This window comes from Nitrospirota bacterium (assembly GCA_040755395.1).
GTDB lineage: Bacteria > Nitrospirota > Nitrospiria > Nitrospirales > Nitrospiraceae > DATLZU01.
The window spans coordinates 698,826-722,138 of record JBFMAX010000001.1 but is presented as its reverse complement, the minus strand read 5'-3'; the positions used below and the strand labels follow the sequence as shown (position 1 = coordinate 722,138).

The window sequence follows — 23,313 nt, the reverse complement described above, 5'->3', positions numbered from 1 at the left end:
ATCGTACAGGTTTGCCTCTCCCCCTTGACGAAGCCCCTGCCGGTTATTAGCTACTAGGCGTTATCCCTTCCTCAGTCAGCGGCACGTCCTGAATAGGGCCCCAACCACCCCTAAACGAAGGAGGCTACTCTATGGACCTGATGCGCGGCTTGCTTGTCCGAGATACCTTCCGCGAGTTGGAAGATATGGCCGACCGCCTCAACCGTCTGGTGGCCGGGAGTGCCGGGACCCGGGTCGGGAGCCAGGAAGCCATGGCTCGGGCCGACTGGGCTCCCGCCGTGGATGTCTTGGAGACCGACACGGAATTCCAGATCATCGCTGAGCTTCCCGGCATGGAAAAAGAGGACGTGAAGCTGTCCGTCGAAGGCGGGGTCTTGGCGATTTCCGGGCGACGGGAGCCGGTGAAGGAAGAGAAAGGAACGCGTATTCACCGCATTGAACGGGCGTCCGGCAGCTTTCTCCGGAGCTTTTCAGTGCCGGACACCGTGGATGAAACCAAGGTAACAGCGAGCTACAAAAACGGGATACTCACCGTGCATCTGCCGAAGACGGAAAAAGCCAAGCCCAAGTCGATCGAAGTCAAGGTCGAATAGCTTGACCGACGCACGATCGCCGATCATGATCCGGGTCCGAGCGAGGTCATGAGGTATTCTCCACCGGTCATGGCGGACCGGGAGTGAGGCCGGGTTCGGCTTTGGAAGTCCAGTCGAGGAAGTCATTTGGAGGGACTCCTTAAGAACAGTTGGACCTCAGCCGATCGCATGGGAAATGTGTCACGTGAGATGTGTCACGTGTGTGGAGGAACGAGACCGGAGAGGAGTATTGGATGTCCCTTCGTGGGGAACCGGGACCTGTTGCAGCCAGAGCTTGATGGCCTGATCAGACGCTGGCTGTGAGGATTCGAACGAGAGTGGTAGGCCTCCCGGCGCCCGCAAAAATCCGCGTTGCTCCGCCACTGCCGGCTCATGTTCCGTCCTTCCCTCGCAGCCGTCTCCTTGTATCCCTCCGCCGACATAGCGGGTGGGTCGCCTTGTAGCCGGCAACGGGTCGTCAGCTTTTCTCTTTGCCGTCCAGTAAAAGGAATGACACCGTAGCAGGTGTCCGGCATCGGTTCTCATTGGCTTGTATTCAAACCATCCCTATGGCAGGGTGGAATATCGATTCGGCCGGACAAAAGATCATGACTTCCGCGACCCCGCTTACCACAACAGAGCTTCTCATTACGGCGGGAGAAACCCCCAAGCGCCTTGATCTTTTTCTCGCCAACCGTGAACCGGCTTTGTCCCGCTCCGCCCTTCAGCGACTGATCGAAGACGGCCGCATCCGCATCAATGGCCGGATCGTCAAACCCAGCCACAAAATCAAGCCCGGCGACACGATCGCGCTGGAGATTCCTCGTCCGGAACCGTTGGAATTGAACCCGGAGCCCATTCCCCTTGAGATCCTCCATGAAGACGCCGACCTCCTGGTGCTCAATAAGCCGGCGGGATTGGTCGTTCACCCCGCGCCTGGCCACTGGAGCGGCACGCTCGTCAACGCGCTGCTCCATCATTTCGGAACCGAGGGCGGCTCGATTTCCACGATCGGCGGGAAGGAGCGGCCGGGGCTGGTGCACCGCCTGGACAAGGACACCTCCGGCGTCATGGTCATCGCCAAGACCGACCCGGCGCACCGAAGTCTGGCGGCCCAGTTCAAACGTCACACGATCGTACGGGGCTATGAGGCGTTGGTGTGGGGCGTCCCGAAGAAGCCCCACGGGCTCATCGAGCTGGCGATCGGGCGGGACACAAAAGAGCGGAAGAAATTCTCATCCCGCACCGTGCGGCCCAAGCCGTCGGCCACGGAGTACCACGTGGTCGAACGGTTCGGCCAAATCGCCGCGCACCTCAACCTCGTCCCCCGTACCGGCCGTACGCATCAGATCCGGGTGCATCTGGCCTCGATCGGTCATCCGGTGCTAGGCGACCAGACCTACGGCGGGCGGAAAGTCCGGGCGTTGTTGGATGACTTGGACATCCCGCGCGTGATGTTGCACGCGCGCACGCTGGGGTTCAGCCACCCTGGAACCGGCTTGTATCGGGAGTTCACGGTTCCGTGGCCGTCGGACATGGAGGCCGTTCAGCAGGCGCTGCGAAAGGTCACCCGGCCGCCGCGGCATGCCCGGCCGGCAACGGCAACTTGACAGATCGTAGCCGTGAGCGTATCAGACTGCTGCCTGCCAAGGAGTGCCAGTGGAAACCAGCGATGTCCTCGACACGGTCGGCAGCCTCGTCTCCCAGCTCAAAGCCTATGCGGCCAAGTTGCCCGCGGTCGTGCCGATGTCGGTCGTCCCCGGCGGCATCAAACCCAAGGAGGAATCGATCGAGGCCTTTGAGAAAACGGTGTATCGGTTCCGCGCTCAAAGCGGGGCATCGATCTATAAGCGGCTGAACGATCTGTTTATCGAATCACTGGAGGCATTTGAGGGTGGGAAGCTGCTCGGCTCGATCCAGCCTCTGCTGGCCGTGCTGGATCATCTCGAGCAAATGCAGCGGGACAAGGAGATTCAAGCCAGTCCCGTCGACGAGAAGCGGATGGGCGAATACCGGACGGCGTTGAACAAGATCCTGCCGGGCAGCAAACCGGAGCTGGAGGGAGCGGGACGGGGACTGTAACCGGAAAATTATGAATTATGAATGTGGAATTATGAATTCCGGAGTACCGTTAATTCAGAATTCCGAATTTAGCATTCAGAATTCTAAGTTGTGGCGGCGGTCAATGGCCCATCTTCGGTCCTGTGGCCGTCGCCCCTTGCGTGACCACTGTGAAGCGGACCATCTGCTGGCAGTGGGGGCATTTCACCCGAATGGTGCTCTCATCGAGGTATTCAAACTGCTCTTCTTTGATCCACATGAGCCGAAAGCACTTGGGACAAGAACAAACCTGCGTACCCATACCTCATCACCCCTTCGTACACCCGGTGCTGAGATCGCTCTTGCGAAACGGGCAACAATGTAATACAAGCCGTCCCCGGCGCTCAAGCCTATGATCACCTTTTCCGACCGGAAGGATATCGACCCAGACCAGCTCGTCAACCTCTACCGGCAAGCGCCCTGGGCGAACGAGCGGACGGCTGACGACGCCCGCGCCATGCTGGCGCATACCGACGTGGCCGTGTCGGCCTGGGACGGTCCTCGGCTGGTCGGCTTCGGACGCGTGCTGACCGATTACGTGTACCGCGCCTCGATCTGGGACGTCATTGTGGACAAAGAGTACCAGGGACAGGATATCGGGACCGAGATCATGCAACGGATCCTGAATCATCCCGACCTCAAGCGGGTCGAGCTCTTCTGGCTGTGCACCCGGGACAAACAGACGTTTTACGAAAAACTGGGCTTCAGCTCCAAGGAGCAGACCGGGATGGTATGGGCCAGGGCCAAGGAGGCGATGCTGGAATAAGAGCCCCTGTGGAGCCGCCCGGCCACGACGTTCAGAAGAATGCGCGGACCCCGAACAGGAAGTTGAAGGACGAGGCGTTCCAATCGTCCGACCGCCTGCCGTCGATGGTGACGTGGCCGTCGTTCCGCTTATAGGCCATTTCGGTATTGAGCGCGACCTTGGACGTCACGAAGTAATCCCCTCCCCACGCAAGCCGCCACGCGAACGTGTTGCTCGGCGACACGCGGTTGCTGGTGCTCTCCCCAAACGAGTTGACGTTGATGCCGAATCCCATCGAGAGATAGGGAGCGATCGGACCATATTTCGTCGGCCGAAGTTCGACCGTCGGCAAGACCGACACGGTATCCAGATGCCCGAACGCGACCGAGGGCCGCTCCAAATCAACCGCGCGCCGCTCCCATTCGAGAGTCAGGCCGGCCGCCAGCCACTTATTCAGGCTATACAGGCCCTGCACGTTGACGACCGATCCCACATCCGTGTCCGTGTTGGCCCTCAACTCTTGAGTGAGCACGGAAAACCCCGCGCGAAACCCGACTATCACCTTTCCAGGTTCCGTCCCGCCGTCCGTCCATTTCCACGAGTCCTGCGCTTCAGTCGCGGGAGGTGAGATCCCGCCGATAAGGACGCATAGATAGAATAGTCCGCACCACCGTTGAACCGCCCGTCGTGCGCACATACACGGTCTCCTCGTTCGGGTGAAAATCGGGAAGACACTGTAGCGGAGAGGTCGGGGAGGATCAAGTCGGATGCTCTTCCCCGGCCGGCGCGGGCACAATCCGCTACGACGGCGCGGCGTGGACGCGCCGGAGCCGCTTCGGGGAAAAGAGCACAGCCAGAAAGAAGACCGCCGTCGCCAGCAGCACGATCGCCGGTCCGGACGGCACATCCCACAGGGACGACAGCAAGACGCCGCCGACCGCACACAGGACGCCGATCACCACCGAATACACCGTCATGTGCGTCAGGCTGTGCGTGAGCTGATAGGCGGTCGATGCCGGAATGAGGACCATCGCGAACACCAGGACGGCGCCGACTGTCTTGAGCGACACGACCACCGTCAGCGCGACCAGCGTCAACAACAAAAAGAACATCCGCCTGGCCGGCACCCCCGAAGCCTCCGCCATTTCCTGGTCGAACGCGATAAAGTACAGTTCCTTCGAAAACAGGACGATCACCCCCAGCACCAACAAGCTCAGCGCCAGAATCATCCGGAGCTCATCCGGCGTCACGGAGAGCACGCTGCCGAAGAGATAGCCGTACACCTCCGCGTTATAGCCTTTCATCAGGCCGATGAAGAGAATGGCCAGGGCCATCGTGGCCGTGTACAGAATCCCGATCGAGACATCCAGCTTCATCCGGCCCTGTTCCTCGATGACGCCGGTGATCCAGACCGTCGCCAGCCCGAAAAGGATCGCCAGCGCCAGCGGCGGCCAACCCATCAGGTAGGCCAGCGCCACGCCGGCGAATGCGGCGTGCGCCGTTCCCGCCCCGGCGAAGGCCAACCCGCGCAACACGACAAACATGCCGATGACCGAGCACAACGCCCCGACCAATGCCGCCGCCAGCAGCGAGCGTTGCATGAAGTCATATGTGAGCATCTCGATCATGTTACCGTGAGCTGTCAGCTATCAGCTATCAGCCGTCAGCTATCGGCTTTCTTTGAAGACTGACCGCTGACTACTGAAAGCTGATCGCTAATGATGATGGTAGTCTTCGACGATCACCATATCGCGATCGGTGATGACCACGTCCTTGCCGTACACCTGGCGGAGGATTTCGGGTTTGAGCACGTCCTGAGGCGGGCCGGCGGCGAACAGACGGGTCTTGAGCAGCACGAGCCGATCCACCCGCGAGCGGATCATGTTGATATCGTGCGTGATGAGCAGGACCGTCAACCCGAGTTCCCGATGGAGCTGCTGCACCAATTCCACGACGTTGTGCTGGGTCGTGATGTCCAGCCCGGTGGTCGGCTCGTCGAGCAAGAGAACCTGCGGTTGCTGGGCCAGGGCCCGCGCGATGAAGACCCGTTGCTGCTGCCCGCCCGACAGGTGTCCCAGGGCCGTGTCGCGATGATGTTCCATCCCCACGTGCGCAAGGGCTTCCAGGGCGATGTCCCGGTCCCGCCGGGAAGGCCGCTTGAAGAGCCCCAACGCGCCGTATCGTCCCATCATCACCGCTTCCAGCACCGTGACCGGAAAGTTCCGGTCGATCATCCCCTTCTGCGGGAGATAGCCGATACGGGCCCGATGGTGACAGCGCAGCTCCTCGCAGGCGCAATCGAAAATTTGCAGATGGCCTTCCAGGGGACGCAGGAGACCCAGGACGGCCCGACAGAGCGTGGTCTTTCCTGATCCGTTCGGGCCGATCACCCCGACGAATTCGCCCTCTGCGATGTCCAGTGAAATCTCTTTGAGGGCGATCACCCCGGGGAATCCGAACGTGGCGTGGTCGAAGCGGATGATGGGGCGGTCGATACCCACGACGTCACACGATCCGTGCGTCAGAACATCCTGACGCCCCGGGCCCATTGCGGTCTCGTTCGACGCGGGGACGTTCCGGCGTTCACGCTACGGCCTCTCCAGCGCACTGGCCAATTGGAGCACATTATAACGAAGCATGTCGAGGTAGGTCTCCGTGCCCGCTATGGCGCCGGGGAGGGTCGTCAGGACGACGACGCGCGCCCCCGTTTCCTTGGCCAGAACCTCGGGAATTTTTTGATTCAACTGCGCTTCCGAGACGATGACCTTGATGCGCTCTTTCTTGATGCGTGCGATGAGAATCTGGAGATGATGGGCCGAGGGCTCGGTCCCCGGCTGATTCAGGATCGTGCCTTCGACCTGGATGCCGAACCGTCTGGCAAAGTAAGGCCACGCCGGATGGTGGACGATGACCCGGCGGTCGGGAACGCGCCGGAGGCGTTCCGACAGTTCGGCCCGCACCTCGTCGAGCCGGCGCAAGTAGGCGGCTTGATTCTGTCGATACTCGGCTGCGTGCTCCGGATCGACCTTGATCAAGGCTTCGGTCACATGGCGCATCATGATCGAGGCGTTTTCCGGGTCCAGCCACACGTGGGGATTGCCGGCCGGAGAGTCCTCCTGTCCGGTCCTCGCCGCCCCGTCGTGCGGCTGATGATCGCGGATCAATCCGATTCCGCGCGACGTCGTCACCACCAACAGGTTCGGATTGCCGGCGTTCTTCACGAGCGACGAGACCCAGACCTCCAGCCCGAGTCCTACCTCGAACAGGAGCCGGGCTTTGCGCACCGCCATGAGATCGCTGGGCTTGGGAGAGTACGTGTGCTCGCTTTCGTACCCCGACAACAACGACACCACGCGCACATGGAGGCCGCCGACGTGTTCGGTCAGATCCTTGAGAACCGGAATCGTGACGACCACATTGACCGGCTCCTCGGCGGACGCAACCGGGAGCGCTGACGCGCCGGAGAGGCGGGCGACGAACGTCGCGATCACCCACACCGCGAGCGTCACAGGCCGGAAAAACATGGGCCGGACCGTAGCACCGGGGTCCATGAAAGTCAACGCGATCACGGGGGATCGAGCGACCTTTCGCTTGACCGGCGCGACGACTTCGATTAGCGTACCGCCCGGTGCTCGCTGAACCGTCACTCGTCATTCACCGACCGTCTTCCGAAGTCAAGATCCAGGAAGATCGCGCCTCCCTTGTTCTCTCTACGAGTGACGAATGACCGATGACGGGTGACGCCGAGGCTCGACAATGAACGTCATCGGCTTGATGTCCGGCACATCCGGCGACGGAGTGGATGCCGCGCTGGTCCGAATCCAGGGCCGGGGGACCGCCCTTCGCGTGAAGCCGCTCGCCTTTCGGCCGCATCCCTATCCGCCGTCGCTGCAGCGTCGAATCATGGAGGCCTCGACGTCCGGCACCGTCGCGGAGATCTGTCACCTGAACGCCTTGCTGGGCGAGCTGTTCGCGGAGGCCGCCTTGGGCGTCATCCTGCAAGCCGGCCTCAGGCCGGGCGACATTCACTTGATCGGATCCCACGGCCAGACCGTTCACCATCTGCCGAGAGGGGTCCGGGAACCGGGAATCGGCCTGGTGCGGTCCACGCTGCAAATCGCGGCCCCGGCCGTCATCGCGGAACGGACCGGCGTCACGACCATCGCCGACTTCCGGTCGCGCGATCTCGCCGCCGGCGGCGAAGGCGCCCCGCTGACGCCCTACGCCCACTATCTGCTGCTTCGGCATCCCCGCCGGTCCCGCCTGATCGTCAATCTCGGCGGCATTAGCAACGTCACCTACCTCCCGCGCGGAGGGCCTCTGAACTCGGTCCGCGCGTTCGACACCGGCCCGGGCAATATGGTGCTGGACGGTCTCATTCAGCGGCTGACGAAGGGACGATCGACGATGGACTATGGCGGGAGGCTTGCGGCCAAGGGCCGCGTGGACCCCCGACTGTTGAACGAACTCATGGCCCACCCGTTTCTTCAGCGACGACCGCCCAAGTCCACCGGTCGGGAAGAGTTCGGCGAACCGGTCGTGGCCAGGCTCCTGACCGTCCGGCGGGCGCGGCAACTCTCGCCTGCGGACTTGCTCGCCACCTGCGCCATGTGGACCGCGCAAGCCGTCGGCGGCGCGCGGCGGTGGCTGCGCGGCGCGGTGGACGAAGTCGTCGCCGGCGGCGGCGGCGTGCGCAATCGAACGTTGATGACCTATCTTGCGTCGGCGTTCGATCCGATTCCGGTGAAGACGTTTCACGATCTGGGCTGGGACAGCAAGGCGTTCGAAGCGGTCGCGTTCGCCCTATTGGCCTATCAGACGATGGCCGGTGAGTGTGCCAACCTCCCGGCCGTCACCGGCGCGACCCATCCGGTGCTGCTCGGCGCGATCGTTCCCGGGGCTCCAGACTGGATGACGGGCGTCCGCCGAGAACGCAGAAAGCGATAACAACGTGAAGGCCCACGCGGAGGCTCTCCTTATCGGTGTCGGCGCAGTGGTTGTGTTCGGCCTCATCTGGCGCGCCTGGGTCGTCCGCCGGACCGGCCGTGTCCAGACCGCTGCGTTTACCATTCCGTCGGGGGTCTCGTTTGTGGCGCAGCCGCTGCTGACCGAGGCGGAAGCGTTCCTGTACAACCTGATCCGCCTGGCGGTCCAGGATCGGTTTTTGGTCTTCGCTCAGGTGCCCCTGTGGTCTCTGGTCGAGATCAAGGGCGAGGATCGAAAAGCCCGCTCCGCCGTGTTGGGCAAGCTTGTGCTCAAGCGGCTGGATTTCGTGTTGGTCCACCCGGGGACAAGGACCGTGGTGAAAGTCGTGGAGCTCGATGAGCCGTTGTCGTCACCGCAACGACGGGAACGGGATCGGTTGGTGGAGCAGGTGCTGCAGGCCGCCGGCATCGCGTTGATCCGGCTCAAAACACAGAAAGCATATGCCGTGCCCGTCTTGTCGAATCTGCTGGGATTGGATCCGCCCGAATAGCGGAAGAAGATGGCGACCCACCGCTTGCGGGATCATTCCTGCAAGGCGTCGTCCTTGGCCGCAACGGTCTCGAGCGCCTTGCGCGCCCACTCCGCTTCGGCGCTGTCGGGGAAGTCGTTCACCACGCGTTCGTACATCAGCCTCGCCTTCTCGTGATCGCCGAGCTTGGCGTGGGCCAGGCCGATTCGCCAGGTGGCCGAAGCCAGCTTCGCACTCAGCGGATAGTACGACACCACGTTGTAAAAAGACGCGAGCGCGTCTTTATATCGACCCAACCGGAATTGACATTCCCCGATCCAAAAATGCGCATTGGCCGCCAGAGCCGATTGCCCATGCAGTTCCAAGAACAGCCGGAAACCCGCCAGCGCCGCTTCGTAGTCTTTGCGACGGAATTCTTCCATCACGCGATCATAGAGGCGACGCGATGCATCCTGCGTTTGTGCCGGGGCGGCCTGCAGCGGGTGATCGATCGACGTCCCCGCTAACAAGAGCACCGTCAGCATCATCCATCGGACCGATGTCATCATGGCTTCCACCCCGCCCGTCGGCTGACCGACCGCTCGGGCACCGCCTCACGGACGCAAGCCGCATGCCCATCTGGCTTGACCGGACTCTGTCGTCATCGGCGCAAAACAGGTCGGAAACGGGGCGGAAAGGAGGCGTCGGCCCATGGGTAAGAAGGACACGGGAAAAAGGATCCGACCTTTCCCGACACCGCTCGACAGAATTGTACGCCTGTGTCTCCTGAAGCCGTCGGGGACTCACGCCGGCATGCGCCCGCGCTTGACTTCGTCAGAGGTGGCCGAAATAATGCCCGCTCGTTCCGTTGACGCGAAATCGCGCGTGCGAGAGGCTTCTCTCCACGGTTCAGGCCTTGGAACCGACGCAGCCGAGCCACCAGGAGCACGGGCAGCCTTCATCGGGCGCAGAAGGGTTTGTCCTGCACGATCCTCCTCCGAATCCCGCCGGCGGAAGAACCCTCATCGTGGACGCCCAGGGCCCCCGCGCCTATAAGAGGCCCAGCGAGGCCCTCAAGGAGGCCGGACCACAGGATCAAGTCTTCGTCCGTCCGGGCACCTATGAAGACAAGCTCTTCATCGCCGACCGTCCTATATGGCTGATCGGGGCGGGGCGCGACCTTGTGCACATTTTCAGTCGTCGCGGGGGCCCGCTGTATCTGCAGCGCGTCCCCTCAGGCCGGATCAGTGGGATCACGTTCCGTTATGTCGGCAGCGATCAGAATGCGGCGATGAACATTCTCGACTCGTCCTGCACGATCACCCAATGCCGCGCGACCGAGGGCATTCTCTCGGGCGTGGTCATCTACGGTCCCAACTGCCGGCCGGTCTTCCTCGACAACGAAGTGTGCCGGAACCGCGAATCCGGGGTGTTTGTGTTCGCCGGAGCCTGCCCTCGCGTGGCGCACAACCGGTGCTTCGACAATCACCATTTCGGCCTGGCGGTTCGGGATCCCGGCACCCGTCCCGACTTCGTCCGCAACCTCTGCCGGGAGAACATGCTGAGCGGCATTCTCCTGTTTCATCATGCCGAGGCCCTCGTCCTCAACAACACCTGTCGAGACAATCAGCATTGGGGGTTGGTGATGACGCCGGAGTGTCGGCCGACCCCGACGGGTGACCACCTGCTCGCTTCCAATGTGCTGGAACCCAACCCGCGTGGCGCACTCTTCGTAACCGATAAACCCCTGGCCGAGATCGGTCGGTAGGTCGGTTTCGGCGCCCGCGTAATCAGGCTTGCGGTCGCCGGCCTTGGGAAGAGGAGACGGTGAAGGGGCGGCTCTCGTCGATCGGGTGAAACTGGAAGGTGTTGCCGCCCCGCTGCTTCGCGCGGTACATGGCGGCGTCCGCGTGCTTCAGCAGTTCGTCAACGCTCCGGTCATCCTGGGGATAGACGGTGATCCCGATGCTGACACCGACGGACTGAGGCTGCCCGTCGATCAAAAACGGCTCGCTGATGGCCTGCACAATGCGCTGGGCGACCGTCACGATATCCTGCTCGCCGGAGACTCCCTCCAGAATCATGGCGAATTCGTCTCCGCCCATCCGGGCGACCGTGTCTACCTCGCGCACGCAACCCCTGAACCGATCTGCGACGGCTTTGAGCAACTGGTCGCCCGCATCATGGCCACACGTGTCATTCACGGCTTTGAACCGATCCAGATCCAACAACATCAACCCCAACGGTTGCTGTTTACGCTTGCTCCGCGCCAGAGCCAGGAGAAGCCGGTCCCTGAAGAGCGTGCGATTGACCAGGCCGGTCAACTGATCGTATTGCGCGAGGTAGGTCAGCCGCTCCTCTGTTCGTTTCCGCTCAATCGCATAACGGATCGCCCGCGACAGCAAATCGGCCTGCGCCTGACCCTTGACAAGGTAATCCTGGGCGCCTTGTTGAACGGCTTGAAGCGCGAGTTCCTGATCGTCATAGCCGGTGAGCACGACGATCGGAATGCCGGGGCTGGTCGCCAGAACCTGGGTCACGGTGTTGAGTCCCTGCGCATCCGGAAGGGAGAGATCGAGCAGGACGGCGTCGAATCGGTCGCGCGCCAGGCGTGCCAGCCCTTCACCGAGGGTCCCGACACGCGTCAGGTCAAATCGATCGGCAGCCCATTCCGCAAGAATATCCTGTGTAAGCTGGGCGTCGACCGGGTTGTCTTCGATCAGCAGCACCCTGACCATAGCTGGCCCTCTCGGAGGCACCGGCGCGCTCACGGATGCTCTGTCTCCCGCGACGGTCGCCGAAGCCTCCACTGCGGTGGCTACCGGTCAGAATTCATTGATACGGTAATCAGTATACTGCGAGCTCCTCTGCCACCAAGCAAATTGGCAAATTGATTCCGCCGCGCGACTGCGCGAACGGGTGATCGAGATGTCCGACTGGAAAGCGCACCCGCTTTGGAGGTGACGCGGAGACGGAGAGAAGAAAGCAAGGAGGTTCTCGACCCTCTCTCTACACCTGCAAGATCAGATGACAGAGAGAAACGCCCCACTCCGGCGATCCACCCGGAGCTCTCAATACATCAAGAACGCGTGCGCGCTCCCGGCTGAAACCTGACCGGGCAATAGAGGCACACCGGGCAGATCTCGCTGCCGGGAGACGCACGGACTGGCCGGCCCCGGGCTTAGCTGCAGTGCAGCGCCTCCGCTCTCCTCCGGACTTCTTGGGCTTTTTCCGCTTGCCCGAGGTTCTCGTACAACGAGGCGATGTTGGCGTGCAGATGCGCGAGCAACTGCCCGAGCTGCGCTTCTTGCGCGATGACATTGGCCTCCAGCGCCAGTTTTTTCTCTTCGCTCCGCCGGAACCGGTCCTCGAGACGCTGCACCAGTTGAATCCAGCCTTTCACTTTTCCCGAATCCAGCTCCGGCATCGGCGGAAGCGCCTCTCCGCGCTCCAAGGCCTTCTCAGTCTGGTTCATCCAGTTGATGAAAATCAGAAAGTCGCCCAGTGTAATTTTGAGTGCGGATGACGTGCCTTCTTCCTCGATCACCAGGTCTTCCATTGTCACCTCTCCAAAGAAAAGTTAATGAACCACGATTGAATCCGCTGCGCCTTTGACCTGAACACGACGACCGCTTAAAATCCGAACGGTCTGTCCGGTCTCGCACCGGATGCGGACATACCCTGCCCTGTAACCACAAGCGTCGTCACCTCCTTTCTGCGATGATGGGAACGGGGCCAATGAGTGGTTTCGGACGTGTGCCACATCCGACGTGTCCGGTTGGCAACTGTGCACTAGATATCGTGTCTGGGCCTCCGAAGTCAACAGCCCTTTGTGGGTTTCTTTATTTTTTCGAGTTTCGAAGACGGTCCGCAGAACTTTCTCCTCTTCTCGTTCTCTCCTGTACTCAACGGACTCGCCTGTCGCCGTCTGCCAAGAGAACTTGTGGATCGTGTGATCCTCAGAGCAGGCGTCTCATGTCTTCGATGTCTAGCCCGCATTATTCACGAACGCTTCTGCTGCAAACGCAGATTCGCTGCTGCGACAAGCCTGTTGGCGGGCGTGCTCGCCTTTCAGTCGGTCAACATACCGTTTCAAGTATGCTTCCCTCCTTCGCGGCTGCGCTTGCCCGTCTCGCGACGCGACTCCCGGGTACCCGTTGCTCTTTCATCGCAACGGGTGGAACGCGACGAACCGTCATGAATAATGCGGGCTAGTTTTCCTGGTTTTCTGTTTTTGCGGTGTGAACTGAGCGCGTGGTGAGAAAATGAGAGGACTGACAAAAAGGCCCGACCGGCGGTCCCGGCAGGGCGAGACAATTCGGAGGGAAAGCTGGTTGCGGGGGAAGGATTTGAACCTTCGACCTTTGGGTTATGAGCCCAACGAGCTACCAGACTGCTCCACCCCGCGGGCGGATACTAACAAGCGGTCCCGGTGAAGTCAAGGCAAGGCCTGCGCGGCCAAGTCGGGTTGATTTCCCTCCGATGCCGTGTTAAAGGCTCGCCATGCGTATCGTGTTCATGGGCACGCCGGAGTTTGCCGTTCCATCGCTGGAGGCGCTGCTGAAATCCGAAGACACGGTGGTCGGCGTCGTTACTCAGCCCGATCGACCCAAGGGCCGGGGCCGCGCGCTCACGCCGTCGCCCGTCAAACTGGTGTGCCAACGCGAAGGCCTGCCGGTGCTCCAACCCGTCAAGATGAAGGACCCGGCATTTCTCGATGCGTTGAAAAACTGGCAGCCGGATCTGATCGCCGTGGCCGCCTTCGGCAGGATCCTCCCGCCGGCGATTCTGAACCTCCCCTCGAAGGGCTGCATCAACGTTCATGCCTCGCTGCTCCCGAAGTATCGCGGCGCCGGGCCGATCCAGTGGGCCATCATCAACGGCGAGCGAGAGACCGGTATCACGACGATGTTGATGGATGAAGGCATGGATACCGGCGCGATCCTCTTGCAGGAGACGGTGCCTATCGAGCCTGACGATACGGCCGGCACGCTCTCCGCCAAGCTGGCCCAAGTCGGCGGCAGGCTTTTGGTGGAGACGTTGCGTCGATTGAAAGCCGGAACGCTGGCGCCTCGTCCGCAGGATCACGCCCAAGCGACGCTGGCTCCGTTGCTGAAGAAAGAAGATGGGTTGATCGACTGGACCCGCCCTGCCGTCGAAATTGCCAATCGTATCCGCGGCCTGGCTCCCTGGCCAGGAGCCTACACGTTCGCTGGCGAAGATCTATGGAAGATCTGGAAAGCCACCGCCAAGGACGGACAGACCGACAAGGCCCTTCCCGGTACGATCATCGGGCTCACGAAGGAGGCCATCCTGGTCGCGACGGGAGATGGACTGCTCTCCATCACGGAAATCCAGCCGGCCAGCAGCCGGCGCATGACCGCAGCCCAATTCCTCGCCGGCCATCAACTCTCGCCGGGGCAGGTGCTAGGGGCAGGTCCGAAAGCTGAACGCTGAGAGGACCGTCGATACGGAACGCATGAAGGCGAAATCCGATCTCGGCTATGGATCGTCGCGACTTCCTCACTCTCGTTCCCAGCCGAGCGCCAGATCGATCGCGCTCCACGCGCTTATCGAGACGGAGCGGAGGGAGACCCCGGCGGATGAAGCCCTGAGCGATGCGCTTCGGCAAGTCCGCCCGGGCTCTCGCGAACGGGCTTTGGCCACCGAGCTCATCTACGGCGTGCTCCGCCGGCGAGGTACGATCGATTGGCGATTGGCGCAGGTCATGGATCGTCCGATCGAACGGCTCCCCGTCGTCGTGAAGACGGCGCTGCGCCTCGGCGCCTATCAACTGCTCTATCTGGATAAAATCCCCGATTCCGCGGCGGTCCACGAATCCGTGCAGATCGTGAAGCCGTTCCGCGCGAAGCTCGGTCGCGATTGGAGCGGATTCGTCAACGCCGTCTTGCGAACCCTGCTCCGTACTCCGGAGCCCGCCTGGCCCGACCCGGCGGCCGCGCCGGTCGCCGCGCTGGCCGTCCAGTATTCCTGCCCGGAGTGGTTGATCCAGCGCTGGCTGGAGCGGTTCGGCCCGATCCAAGCCGAACGGCTGTGCCGCGCCGTGAGCGATATCCCCCCGCTCACCATCCGCGCCAATACCCTGCGCGCGAGTCGGGAAGCGCTGATCGAGCGGCTCGCTCAAGCCGGGGTCGACGCCCGCGCGACCGCCGTCAGCCCCGTCGGGATCGTGCTCGAGAAGTGTGGCTCAGTCACGGAGTTGCCAGGATTCTGCGACGGAGCGTTTTATGTCGAGGACGAGGCCGGCCAATTGATTCCGTTGTTGCTCGACCCGCAACCGGGCGAACGCGTGCTTGACGCCTGCGCCGCGCCCGGCGGAAAAACCACCCATCTGGCCGCCCTGATGCGGGATCAAGGCGAAATCGTGGCCGTGGACCGGAGTCCGCAGCGGGTCCGCAGAATGGAAGACAATTGTCGACGCCTGGGCGTGTCGATCGTCCGGCCGCTCGTGGCCGATGCCAGAGAACTCACCTTGACGGCCGGGAAGCGGGGACATGGAGGAGACGCTCGGAGGCTGCCGTTCAACGCGCCATTCGACCGTATCATGCTGGATGTCCCGTGCAGCGGGCTCGGTGTCTTGCGGCGCCATCCGGAGGGGAGATGGCGGAAGCAGACCGCGGCGCTTCAACGGCACCAAAGGTTGCAACGCGAAATCCTGGAAGCGGTCAGCGCTCTCTTGCGGCCCGGCGGGGTGTTGGTCTATAGTACGTGTTCGACCGAACCGGAAGAAAACGAACAGGTCGTCGAGCAGTTCTGCGAAGCCCGCGCCGAGTTTCGACGTGAAGGCGTGGGGCCATGGGTGCCCCCAACCGGCCTCCCGCTGTTGACCAGCCGGGGAGATTTCTCCACGATGTTCAACGAGCATTCCATGGACGTCTTCTTTGCCGCCCGTCTGCGGAGAGTCGCCTCATGAGTCGTCATCCGATCCGTATCGCACCGTCTATTCTTTCGGCAGACTTCGCCCGGCTGGGCGATGAAATCGCGCGCGTCGAGCGAGGCGGCGCCGATCTGCTCCACATCGACGTGATGGACGGACACTTCGTCCCCAACCTGACGGTCGGCCCCCCTATTGTGGAGGCGCTGCGGAAAGTGACGAAACTCCCGCTCGACGTCCATCTCATGATGACCAATCCGGACGCATTCGTTGCGGAATTCGCCGAAGCAGGGGCCGATTACCTGACCGTCCATGTCGAGACCTGTCCGCATCTTCATCGCACCGTCCAGTCGATCAAGGAACGCGGTGTGAAGGCCGGCGTCTCCGTGAATCCGGCGACCCCGATCGGTCTATTGGAAGAGATCGCTCGCGACGCCGATCTGATCCTGATCATGTCGGTGAACCCCGGTTTCGGCGGGCAGCAATTCATCCCTTCCTCGCTGCAGAAGATCGCGCAAGCCCGGCAGCTCATCGATCGCGTGAAGAGCCCGGCGGCGCTGGAAGTCGACGGCGGGGTGAAACCGGACAATGCAGGTCAGATCATTCAGGCCGGCGCGGACATTCTCGTGTCCGGGTCGGCCATCTTCACCGCCAACGACTATGGGGCCGTCATCGCCGCGTTGCGCGCCGCCGGGCACTCCGCGTCTCTCCCGCGAAACCCACAGACTGTGTCGGTGCACCGGTAAGCGAGGCCTGGTGGATATCTCCTCTCTGATCGACAGCCTGCATCCGCTCGAAATCAGGGTCCTCACGGCGTTCGGGCAGCAGCCGAGCGGGTCGGTCCTGCGGATCGAACAGATCGCGCAGGCGACCGGGCTTGACGCGTCGCAATTAAGTATGGCCATCGAATGGCTGCTGACCAAGAACCTGATCGTCGTCGAGTCGGAAACGGTCACGCCGGTGGTCTCGCTCACGAAAATCGGCGAGCACTACTTCGAGCACTCCGCTCCCATCGAGCACATCCTTTCGGCTGCCCGCGACGCCGCCGAGAGCGGCAGGCGGCTGACGATTCAGGATATTCAATCACGGGAAGGGTTGGAGCCGAGCGAGATCAGCGGTGCGATCGGCTGCCTGAAAAAAGAAGGAGCCGTGTTGATCGTCCAGGGCGGCTGCATCGAGGCCACCGGCCGGCCCAGTCCGACCGCGGAAGCGCTGCGGACAATACTGCAGCAATTACGGGGGGCCTCCCGCGAGCTCGACGCGTTTCCGGACGCCTTGCGCCGGGTCATCCAACAGCATGCCGTGAAGCGCGGCAACGCCCGCGAGCCGTTCCGGATCGACGAGCGCGTGGCCAGATCGTACCGCCTGACCCCGGCGGGCGAGCAGGCCGCCGGACTGATCGCGCGGCAGGGCGCGGTGGAGGAGGTCTCGCAATTGACGCCCGAGTTGCTGAAAGACGGGGCTTGGCGCACCAAGCGGTTCAGAAAATATACCATCAGTCTGCGGCCCCCCCGGGTCGCCGCCGGCAAGCGGCATCCGTACCGGGAGTTTCTCGATTTGGTCAAGAACAAACTCGTCAGCATGGGTTTCCAGGAGATGCGCGGCCCGCTGGTCGAGACTGAATTTTGGAACATGGACGCCCTGTTCATGCCGCAGTTCCATCCGGCTCGGGACATCCATGATGTCTATTTTGTCAAGGAACCGACCCATGCCCGTTCGGACGATCCGCAGGACCGAAGGCTTCGGGCTCGGGTGGCGGCGACCCATGAGTCCGGGGGCAAAACCGGGTCGACCGGGTGGGGATATCGATTCGACATGGAGCGCACGCTGCGGCTGGTTCTCCGGAGCCAAGGAACCGCCGTATCCGCCAGAACGCTGGCTTCCAACCCCTCCGTCCCGGGCAAATATTTTTCGATCGCCCGCTGTTTTCGGTACGATGCGGTCGACGCGACGCACGCCACCGACTTTTTCCAAGTAGAAGGAATCGTGTTGGGTGAGGATATCAATTTCCGTACCTTGCTCGGCCTGCTCGACCTCTTTGCCCGGGAAGTCGCGCAGGCGAAAGAGAGCAAATTCCTGCCGGCGTACTTCCCCTTCACCGAACCGTCGGTCGAGCTGCATGTCCGGCACCCACGTTTGGGGTGGATGGAATTGGGCGGCGCCGGCCTGCTTCGGCCGGAAGTCACCCTGCCATTGGGCGTCACGGTGCCGGTGATCGCCTGGGGCTTGGGCCTCGACCGCATGGCCATGGTCGCGCTGGGTATCCACGACATCCGCGATCTATTCACCGCCGATTTGGAGCTCATCAGGACGACACGGGGAAAGTTTTGAAACGGTTCGTCTGGTTGGTCTGGTTCATCTGGTTCCCAACCAAACGAACCAGAAAAGCCAAATGACCTATCGCACAAGAATATGCCGACGATCTCCATCGACCGTCAGGACCTTGAACAGTTGATCGCCGGGCCGGGCAAAACCCGCCGACCCATCACGACGGAACAACTGGAGGCCTGGCTGCCCTTGGTGAAGGGCGAGTTGAAGGGCCAGAACGCCGAGACGGGCGAGCTACGGATCGAGTTGCAGGACAGCAACAGGCCTGACCTGTGGTGTTGCGAAGGAATTGCCCGCCAGATCAGAATCAAGCTCCTCGGCCGCGCGCCGACCTATTCATGCTTCTCCCCGACCCGGCAACCCACGCATCGCCTTATCGTCTCGTCCGGCCTGGAGTCAGTCCGTCCCTTTGTCGCGGCCTGTACGGCCAGCGGCTATGAGGTCACCGACGAAGGCTTGGCCCAGTTGATCCAAACCCAGGAAAAACTCGCGGATATTTTCGGACGCAAACGACGGACGGTCTCGATCGGCCTCTATCGACTTCCTCGCATCGTCTTTCCCGTCATGTATGATCTTGTGAAGCCGGAGGATGTGAGCTTTACCCCGTTGGGGCTGGAATCCAAGATGACCCTCGGGGAAATCCTGCTCGTCCATCCCAAGGGATTGGAATACGGAGCGATCCTGGCCGGCCACGATCGGGTCCCGCTGCTTCGGGACGCCACGGGGCAAGTTCTGTCCTTCCCACCCATCATCAACAGCAGGGAGATCGGCGAAGTCCAGGTCGGGGACCGCGAGCTGTTCGTTGAGGTGACGGGAACCGACCTGTTGATGGTGGTGCTGACGCTGAACATTCTCGCCGTCAATCTGGCCGATCGCGGCGCCGTGATCAAGCCGGTCGAAGTGACGTATCCGTACAAGACACCTCTAGGCAAGACCATCACGACACCCAGAGATTTCGGTAAAGCCCGAACAATTCAAGTGAGGGCGATCGAAGCGGCGCTCGGGCAGCCGCTGGGCGCGCAGGAAATCGGCCAGGTCCTGGAGGCCTACGGCTACAGGATCTCGAGGGCGCGGGACAGGGTCGTGGTGCGGCTTCCCCCCTATCGCCATGACCTGATGCACGCCGTGGATGTGGTCGAAGATGTGGCGATCAGCAGGGGCTATGACGTGTTTGCGCCGGTGATGCCCTCTCGGTTTACCGTGGGAGGTCTGTCCCGTCTGGAACAGGCATCCGACAGGGTGCGGGACCTCATGATCGGAATGGGATTTCAGGAAATCATCTCGAATATCATGGCCTCCCGTCAGGAACTGTGCGCGAACATGCGCCTGAGCGGCACCGAATGGGACAAGGTCGTCGAGGTGGAGAACGTGATGTCGCAGAGTTTTGCCTGCCTGCGGCAGTGGATCACACCTTCGCTGCTCCGCGTCGAGGCCGCTTCCAGCCGCGCCTTCTACCCGCATCGGCTGTTCGAAGTCGGTGAAAGCGTGGTGCCCGACCAGAAGCAGGAGACGGGCTCGCGCACGCTGGTGGCGCTTGGGGCCCTCATCGCCCATGCCGGAGCGAACTTCTCAGAAATCCACTCCTGCCTGGATTTGCTGCTGTTCTATCTCGACCGGCCCTACGCCTTGGAACCTTTGAGCCATCCGTCGTTCCTGGAGGGCCGGGCCGGTCGGATCGTATCGGGGGGACAGGCGCTGGGGCTGGTCGGGGAGCTCCATCCCGAAGTGCTGGAGCGCTGGCAAGTGAGCGTCCCCGCGGTGGCGTTCGAGCTGGAAGTGAATCGATTGGCAGGAAGAGAGGAGTAACGTTCGCTCGCCGTCGGCGATCCCGGGCGGGACTTTCCGAGCCGTCGAACAACCGACAGCGAGGAAGGACCGCTCGTTCAGGCGCCCACCACCGCAGCTTGCTGTTTGGCCACCCCGACCAACTTCTCAAAGCCCGCCGGATCCTTGATCGCCATGTCGGAAAGCACCTTGCGATCCAGGAAGATATTGGCTTTGCGAAGCGCGTTCATGAAGCGGCTGTACGTCAACCCTTGGAGGCGCGTTGCGGCGCTAATGCGCGCGATCCAGAGCTTGCGGAAGTCCCGCTTTCGTTTTCTTCGGCCGACATAGGCGTACACCTGCCCCTTGTCCACCGATTCCGTCGCCGTGCGGAACAAGCGGCTCTTGGCGCCGTATTGGCCTTTCGCTAACTTCAGTCTCTTCTTTCGTCGCTGCCTGGTCTTTGGTCCGCCTTTTGCGCGGGGCATCGCCTACGCTCCTTTCAGTCGATTTCAGGTGAATCCCGTGAAGCCCTCCGTCAGGTATAGGGGAGAAGCCGGCTCGCCGTGCGTGCCGCAGCATTCTCGATCGTCGTCACGCTCTTCAAGCGTCGTTTGCGGTCGCGAGCCTTGCCGGTCAGCAAATGGCGCCGCCCTGATTTTCTCCTCATCACTTTGCCGGTGCCGCTGCGACTGAAACGCTTGCTGGCTCCCGAATGAGTCTTCAGTTTCTGCGTGGCCATGGTGTTTATCCCTTTCGAGCGTCCGTCTCAACTCTTCGGCGCAACGATCATGATGAGACTGCGGCCTTCCATGCGCGGCGCGTACTCGATGGTTCCCGAATCCGCCAACCGTTCGATCACCGTGTTGATCACGGCCCGTCCCATCTCTTGATTCGCCATTTCGCGGCCCCGGAACGTCAGGGTGACTTTGGTCTTATTGCCTTCGGCCAGGAAGCCCTTGATCTGACGAATCTTGATCTCCAAATCGTGCTTGTCGGTTCGCGGTCTGAGCTTGATCTCTTTGACCTGGGTGGATTTCTGATGGCGGCGGCTCTGGTGTTCCTTCTTGCTCAATTCATACTTGTACTTCCCGTAATCCATGATCCGGCAGACCGGCGGCTGTGAAGTCGGCGCCACCTCCACCAGATCGTATCCCATCTCTTGAGCCTGCCTGAAGGCGTCCGGCGTGGGCATGATGCCCAATTGTTCACCGTCCGGCCCGATCACCCGAACTTCTCGGACCCTGATCTCCCTATTGACGCGAAGCTTAGGTACGATAGGCCACCTCTCTTAATCAGGTTGTGATCATCTGCCCGGGTTGAGCCGCCTCGCCTCGAAGCAGATCGAGCACGGCGGCGACGCTCATGCTTCCGAGGTTCGACCCGGTTCGGCCGCGGACCGACACCGTGCCGCTCTGCATTTCCCGGTCACCCACGACGAGCATGTACGGAATCTTCGCCTTCTCCGCTTCGCGGATCTTGAATCCCACCTTCTCGTTCCGCAAGTCCGCCTCCGCCCGATAGCCGGCGGCCCTCAACTGGTTCAGCACGCCGACGGCGTACTCGCGGTGCTTGTCGGTAATCGACAGAACGATCGCCTGCACGGGAGCCAGCCAGACCGGAAACGCCCCGGCGTAATGTTCGATCAGAATGCCGAAAAAGCGTTCGATGGAGCCCATCAGTGCTCGATGAATCATGATCGGCTGGTGAGGCTTGCCGTCTTCGCCCGTATAGACCAACTGGAATCGCTCGGGGTTGTTGAAGTCCACTTGGATCGTGGAGCATTGCCAAGATCGGCCGAGAGCGTCCTTGATCTTGATATCGATCTTAGGCCCGTAAAACACTCCTTCCCCCGGATCGATCCGGTAAGCCACTCCCCGCCCTTTGAGCGCCGCTTCCAGCGCGGCGGTGGCCTGCGCCCACTTTTCCTCGGATCCCACGGCCTTCTCCGGTCTGGTCGAAAGATAGACCTCGAACGCCGAAAACCCGAAGGTCCGCAACATGAAAAATGTGAAGTCCAACACCCGACCGACCTCCACCTCGATCTGGTCCGGGCGGCAGAACAGGTGCGCGTCGTCCTGCGTGAATCCCCGCACGCGCAGCAGTCCATGCAGCACGCCGGTCCGCTCGTACCGATAGACCGTGCCCAATTCTCCGTAGCGGATCGGCAGGTCCCTGTAGCTGCGCAGGTGAGACTTGTAGATCATGATATGGAACGGGCAGTTCATCGGTTTGAGCTGATACTCGCTGCCCTCGACCTTCATCGGTGCGAACATGTTGTCGCGGTAGTAGTCGACGTGTCCGCTCGTCCGCCAAAGATCCAACCGCGCGACATGCGGCGAGTAGACCAACTCGTACCCGTTCCGCAGGTGCTGTTCCCGCCAGAAATTCTCGATCAGCAGGCGAATCAGCGCGCCCTTGGGGTGCCAGAGCACGAGGCCCGGCCCAATTTCATCCTGGATGGTGATCAGGCCGAGCTCTCTGCCGAGCTTGCGATGGTCCCGGCGCTTGATCTCTTCGAGTCGAGCCAAATACGCGTCCAGCTCTGCCTGAGTGGGAAAGGACGTGCCGTAGATGCGCTGCAGCATCGGATTCCGTTCGTCCCCGCGCCAGTAGGCTCCGGCGCTGGAGAGCACCTTCAGCGCCCCGACTCGGCCGGTTGACGGCAGGTGCGGTCCTCGACACAGATCGATGAACTCTCCCTGGCTGTACAACGAGACGGCTTGGTCCTCGAATCCCTCGATCATTTCGGCTTTGTACTGCTCGCCCCGCTCGCGGAAAAACCGAATGGCCTGCTGCTTCGGCATTTCCATCCGCTTGAAGGGCTTATCGGCCTTGATGATCTCCAGCGCCCGGGCTTCAATCTTTTCCAAGTCCTCCGGCGTGAACGGGCGTTCGAAGGCGAAGTCATAATAGAAGCCGTCTTCGATGGCCGGACCGATCGTCAATTGCGCGCTCGGAAAGACTTCTTTTACCGCCTGGGCCATGATATGGGTGCTGCTGTGACGATAGACCTCTCTCCCTTCGGGAGAGTCAAAGGTAAGAGGCTCGATCGTCGCGTCCTCGGCGAGAATTCGATCCAAATCGACCGGTTGGCCGTTGACTTTCGCCGCCAGAATATCCGGTCCCAGGGGCACACCGGCGCGAACCAGGGCTTCCCCTATGGTACAGCCGGCCGGGACTTCTTTTTTGGTGCCGTCCCGCAGAGTGACGCAAATCGAACGCGAAGCCATTGCCTGTCCCCAGAAACAAGAAAGGCACCCCGACCGCACCTTGTGGCCGGATGCCATCCGTCGGATGGTAGGCGCGGACGGTCTTGAACCGTCGACCTCTACCGTGTCAAGGTAGCGCTCTCCCCCTGAGCTACGCGCCTATCGTCCAAGGGCGGCATGCTAATATAGCCAGACCTGGACTGTCAAGGAAACCAAAGCAGAAAAGGCGGCCCCCGGAGTCCGGTGGGCGCCGTTTCTTCTTC

24 protein-coding genes and 2 tRNA genes are annotated in these 23,313 nt (G+C 61.8%); 12 read left to right on the top strand and 14 right to left on the bottom strand.

The window, feature by feature from the left end:
• Positions 1-131: 131 nt before the first annotated feature.
• The 3 genes from AB1555_03665 to AB1555_03655 all read left to right on the top strand — a co-directional run bounded on the left by AB1555_03665 (position 132) and on the right by AB1555_03655 (position 2,654).
• On the top strand, positions 132-593 hold the full coding sequence (locus tag AB1555_03665) for an Hsp20/alpha crystallin family protein (GenBank protein ID MEW6245790.1): 462 nt from the start codon (positions 132-134) through the stop codon (positions 591-593).
• Between the two features lie 587 nt (positions 594-1,180).
• A complete protein-coding gene (locus tag AB1555_03660) occupies positions 1,181-2,182 on the top strand; it encodes an RluA family pseudouridine synthase (protein ID MEW6245789.1) in 1,002 nt (333 codons plus the stop codon).
• 49 nt (positions 2,183-2,231) lie between these two features.
• The gene (locus AB1555_03655; GenBank protein ID MEW6245788.1) at positions 2,232-2,654 is read left to right on the top strand and encodes a hypothetical protein; all 423 of its coding nucleotides are present in this window, start codon (positions 2,232-2,234) and stop codon (positions 2,652-2,654) included.
• A gap of 100 nt (positions 2,655-2,754) precedes the next feature.
• Here AB1555_03655 and AB1555_03650 read toward each other — a convergent pair whose 3' ends face one another.
• Positions 2,755-2,892, bottom strand: a complete 138-nt coding sequence (locus AB1555_03650; GenBank protein MEW6245787.1) for a hypothetical protein — start codon at positions 2,890-2,892, stop codon at positions 2,755-2,757.
• A 132-nt stretch (positions 2,893-3,024) separates the two neighbouring features.
• Here AB1555_03650 and AB1555_03645 point away from each other — a divergent pair, with 132 nt between their 5' ends.
• The gene (locus tag AB1555_03645) at positions 3,025-3,438 is read left to right on the top strand and encodes a GNAT family N-acetyltransferase (protein MEW6245786.1); all 414 of its coding nucleotides are present in this window, start codon (positions 3,025-3,027) and stop codon (positions 3,436-3,438) included.
• 31 nt (positions 3,439-3,469) lie between these two features.
• On the opposite strand, the gene AB1555_03640 is transcribed toward AB1555_03645, so the two are convergent.
• The 4 genes from AB1555_03640 to AB1555_03625 form a co-directional block, all read right to left on the bottom strand.
• The gene (locus AB1555_03640; GenBank protein MEW6245785.1) at positions 3,470-3,979 is read right to left on the bottom strand and encodes an outer membrane beta-barrel protein; all 510 of its coding nucleotides are present in this window, start codon (positions 3,977-3,979) and stop codon (positions 3,470-3,472) included.
• A 238-nt stretch (positions 3,980-4,217) separates the two neighbouring features.
• On the bottom strand, positions 4,218-5,036 hold the full coding sequence (locus AB1555_03635) for a metal ABC transporter permease (protein MEW6245784.1): 819 nt from the start codon (positions 5,034-5,036) through the stop codon (positions 4,218-4,220).
• A gap of 96 nt (positions 5,037-5,132) precedes the next feature.
• On the bottom strand, positions 5,133-5,918 hold the full coding sequence (locus AB1555_03630; GenBank protein MEW6245783.1) for a metal ABC transporter ATP-binding protein: 786 nt from the start codon (positions 5,916-5,918) through the stop codon (positions 5,133-5,135).
• Positions 5,919-6,005: 87 nt separating this feature from the next.
• Positions 6,006-7,064 carry a metal ABC transporter substrate-binding protein gene (locus AB1555_03625; protein MEW6245782.1) on the bottom strand — a complete coding sequence of 353 codons (1,059 nt, stop codon included), beginning with the start codon at positions 7,062-7,064 and terminating at the stop codon, positions 6,006-6,008.
• Positions 7,065-7,173: 109 nt separating this feature from the next.
• Between AB1555_03625 and AB1555_03620 the strand changes: the two genes are divergently transcribed.
• Both AB1555_03620 and AB1555_03615 read left to right on the top strand, forming a co-directional pair.
• Entirely contained in the window at positions 7,174-8,364 is a 1,191-nt protein-coding gene (locus AB1555_03620) for an anhydro-N-acetylmuramic acid kinase (GenBank protein MEW6245781.1), read from the top strand.
• Positions 8,365-8,368: 4 nt separating this feature from the next.
• On the top strand, positions 8,369-8,893 hold the full coding sequence (locus tag AB1555_03615) for a DUF2726 domain-containing protein (protein ID MEW6245780.1): 525 nt from the start codon (positions 8,369-8,371) through the stop codon (positions 8,891-8,893).
• Between the two features lie 32 nt (positions 8,894-8,925).
• Here the strand turns inward: AB1555_03615 and ybgF are convergent, their stop codons facing one another.
• Positions 8,926-9,420, bottom strand: a complete 495-nt coding sequence (ybgF, locus tag AB1555_03610; protein MEW6245779.1) for a tol-pal system protein YbgF — start codon at positions 9,418-9,420, stop codon at positions 8,926-8,928.
• 347 nt (positions 9,421-9,767) lie between these two features.
• On the opposite strand from ybgF, the gene AB1555_03605 reads away from it, so the two are divergent.
• Positions 9,768-10,619 carry a right-handed parallel beta-helix repeat-containing protein gene (locus tag AB1555_03605; protein MEW6245778.1) on the top strand — a complete coding sequence of 284 codons (852 nt, stop codon included), beginning with the start codon at positions 9,768-9,770 and terminating at the stop codon, positions 10,617-10,619.
• Between the two features lie 22 nt (positions 10,620-10,641).
• Here AB1555_03605 and AB1555_03600 read toward each other — a convergent pair whose 3' ends face one another.
• The 3 genes from AB1555_03600 to AB1555_03590 all read right to left on the bottom strand — a co-directional run bounded on the left by AB1555_03600 (position 10,642) and on the right by AB1555_03590 (position 13,259).
• Positions 10,642-11,589, bottom strand: a complete 948-nt coding sequence (locus AB1555_03600; protein MEW6245777.1) for a GGDEF domain-containing response regulator — start codon at positions 11,587-11,589, stop codon at positions 10,642-10,644.
• Between the two features lie 443 nt (positions 11,590-12,032).
• The gene (locus AB1555_03595) at positions 12,033-12,410 is read right to left on the bottom strand and encodes a hypothetical protein (protein ID MEW6245776.1); all 378 of its coding nucleotides are present in this window, start codon (positions 12,408-12,410) and stop codon (positions 12,033-12,035) included.
• A gap of 772 nt (positions 12,411-13,182) precedes the next feature.
• A tRNA-Met gene (locus tag AB1555_03590) sits at positions 13,183-13,259 on the bottom strand.
• 95 nt (positions 13,260-13,354) lie between these two features.
• Here AB1555_03590 and fmt point away from each other — a divergent pair.
• The 5 genes from fmt (at position 13,355) to pheT (ending at position 19,880) form a co-directional block, all read left to right on the top strand.
• Positions 13,355-14,308, top strand: a complete 954-nt coding sequence (gene fmt / locus AB1555_03585) for a methionyl-tRNA formyltransferase (protein ID MEW6245775.1) — start codon at positions 13,355-13,357, stop codon at positions 14,306-14,308.
• A 22-nt stretch (positions 14,309-14,330) separates the two neighbouring features.
• Positions 14,331-15,785: a 16S rRNA (cytosine(967)-C(5))-methyltransferase RsmB gene (gene rsmB, locus AB1555_03580; protein ID MEW6245774.1), complete on the top strand. Its 1,455-nt coding sequence runs from the start codon at positions 14,331-14,333 to the stop codon at positions 15,783-15,785.
• Positions 15,782-16,492, top strand: a complete 711-nt coding sequence (rpe, locus tag AB1555_03575) for a ribulose-phosphate 3-epimerase (GenBank protein MEW6245773.1) — start codon at positions 15,782-15,784, stop codon at positions 16,490-16,492. Before rsmB ends, rpe begins: the two co-directional genes overlap by 4 nt.
• A 10-nt stretch (positions 16,493-16,502) precedes the next feature.
• Entirely contained in the window at positions 16,503-18,077 is a 1,575-nt protein-coding gene (locus tag AB1555_03570) for a phenylalanine--tRNA ligase subunit alpha (protein MEW6245772.1), read from the top strand.
• A gap of 81 nt (positions 18,078-18,158) precedes the next feature.
• Positions 18,159-19,880: a phenylalanine--tRNA ligase subunit beta gene (pheT, locus tag AB1555_03565; protein MEW6245771.1), complete on the top strand. Its 1,722-nt coding sequence runs from the start codon at positions 18,159-18,161 to the stop codon at positions 19,878-19,880.
• Between the two features lie 77 nt (positions 19,881-19,957).
• On the opposite strand, the gene rplT is transcribed toward pheT, so the two are convergent.
• From rplT to AB1555_03540, 5 genes are all read right to left on the bottom strand, one after another.
• Complete coding sequence (gene rplT, locus AB1555_03560; GenBank protein ID MEW6245770.1) at positions 19,958-20,326, bottom strand: 50S ribosomal protein L20; 369 nt, start codon at positions 20,324-20,326, stop codon at positions 19,958-19,960.
• A 50-nt stretch (positions 20,327-20,376) separates the two neighbouring features.
• Positions 20,377-20,580: a 50S ribosomal protein L35 gene (gene rpmI / locus AB1555_03555; GenBank protein MEW6245769.1), complete on the bottom strand. Its 204-nt coding sequence runs from the start codon at positions 20,578-20,580 to the stop codon at positions 20,377-20,379.
• Between the two features lie 27 nt (positions 20,581-20,607).
• On the bottom strand, positions 20,608-21,117 hold the full coding sequence (gene infC, locus AB1555_03550; protein ID MEW6245768.1) for a translation initiation factor IF-3: 510 nt from the start codon (positions 21,115-21,117) through the stop codon (positions 20,608-20,610).
• Positions 21,118-21,133: 16 nt separating this feature from the next.
• The gene (gene thrS, locus AB1555_03545; protein ID MEW6245767.1) at positions 21,134-23,071 is read right to left on the bottom strand and encodes a threonine--tRNA ligase; all 1,938 of its coding nucleotides are present in this window, start codon (positions 23,069-23,071) and stop codon (positions 21,134-21,136) included.
• A 65-nt stretch (positions 23,072-23,136) separates the two neighbouring features.
• A tRNA-Val gene (locus AB1555_03540) sits at positions 23,137-23,211 on the bottom strand.
• Positions 23,212-23,313 lie beyond the last annotated feature (102 nt).

Bases quoted from the DNA above. Each gene is read 5' to 3' on its own strand.
- AB1555_03665 (MEW6245790.1), top strand. From the start codon at position 132: ATGGACCTGATGCGCGGCTTGCTTGTCCGAGATACCTTCCGCGAGTTG.
- AB1555_03660 (MEW6245789.1), top strand. From the start codon at position 1,181: ATGACTTCCGCGACCCCGCTTACCACAACAGAGCTTCTCATTACGGCG.
- AB1555_03650 (MEW6245787.1), bottom strand. From the start codon at position 2,892: ATGTGGATCAAAGAAGAGCAGTTTGAATACCTCGATGAGAGCACCATT.
- AB1555_03645 (MEW6245786.1), top strand. From the start codon at position 3,025: ATGATCACCTTTTCCGACCGGAAGGATATCGACCCAGACCAGCTCGTC.
- AB1555_03635 (MEW6245784.1), bottom strand. From the start codon at position 5,036: ATGCTCACATATGACTTCATGCAACGCTCGCTGCTGGCGGCGGCATTG.
- AB1555_03620 (MEW6245781.1), top strand. From the start codon at position 7,174: ATGAACGTCATCGGCTTGATGTCCGGCACATCCGGCGACGGAGTGGAT.
- ybgF (MEW6245779.1), bottom strand. From the start codon at position 9,420: ATGATGACATCGGTCCGATGGATGATGCTGACGGTGCTCTTGTTAGCG.
- AB1555_03600 (MEW6245777.1), bottom strand. From the start codon at position 11,589: ATGGTCAGGGTGCTGCTGATCGAAGACAACCCGGTCGACGCCCAGCTT.
- AB1555_03595 (MEW6245776.1), bottom strand. From the start codon at position 12,410: ATGGAAGACCTGGTGATCGAGGAAGAAGGCACGTCATCCGCACTCAAA.
- fmt (MEW6245775.1), top strand. From the start codon at position 13,355: ATGCGTATCGTGTTCATGGGCACGCCGGAGTTTGCCGTTCCATCGCTG.
- rsmB (MEW6245774.1), top strand. From the start codon at position 14,331: ATGAAGGCGAAATCCGATCTCGGCTATGGATCGTCGCGACTTCCTCAC.
- rpe (MEW6245773.1), top strand. From the start codon at position 15,782: ATGAGTCGTCATCCGATCCGTATCGCACCGTCTATTCTTTCGGCAGAC.
- pheT (MEW6245771.1), top strand. From the start codon at position 18,159: ATGCCGACGATCTCCATCGACCGTCAGGACCTTGAACAGTTGATCGCC.
- rplT (MEW6245770.1), bottom strand. From the start codon at position 20,326: ATGCCCCGCGCAAAAGGCGGACCAAAGACCAGGCAGCGACGAAAGAAG.
- rpmI (MEW6245769.1), bottom strand. From the start codon at position 20,580: ATGGCCACGCAGAAACTGAAGACTCATTCGGGAGCCAGCAAGCGTTTC.
- thrS (MEW6245767.1), bottom strand. From the start codon at position 23,071: ATGGCTTCGCGTTCGATTTGCGTCACTCTGCGGGACGGCACCAAAAAA.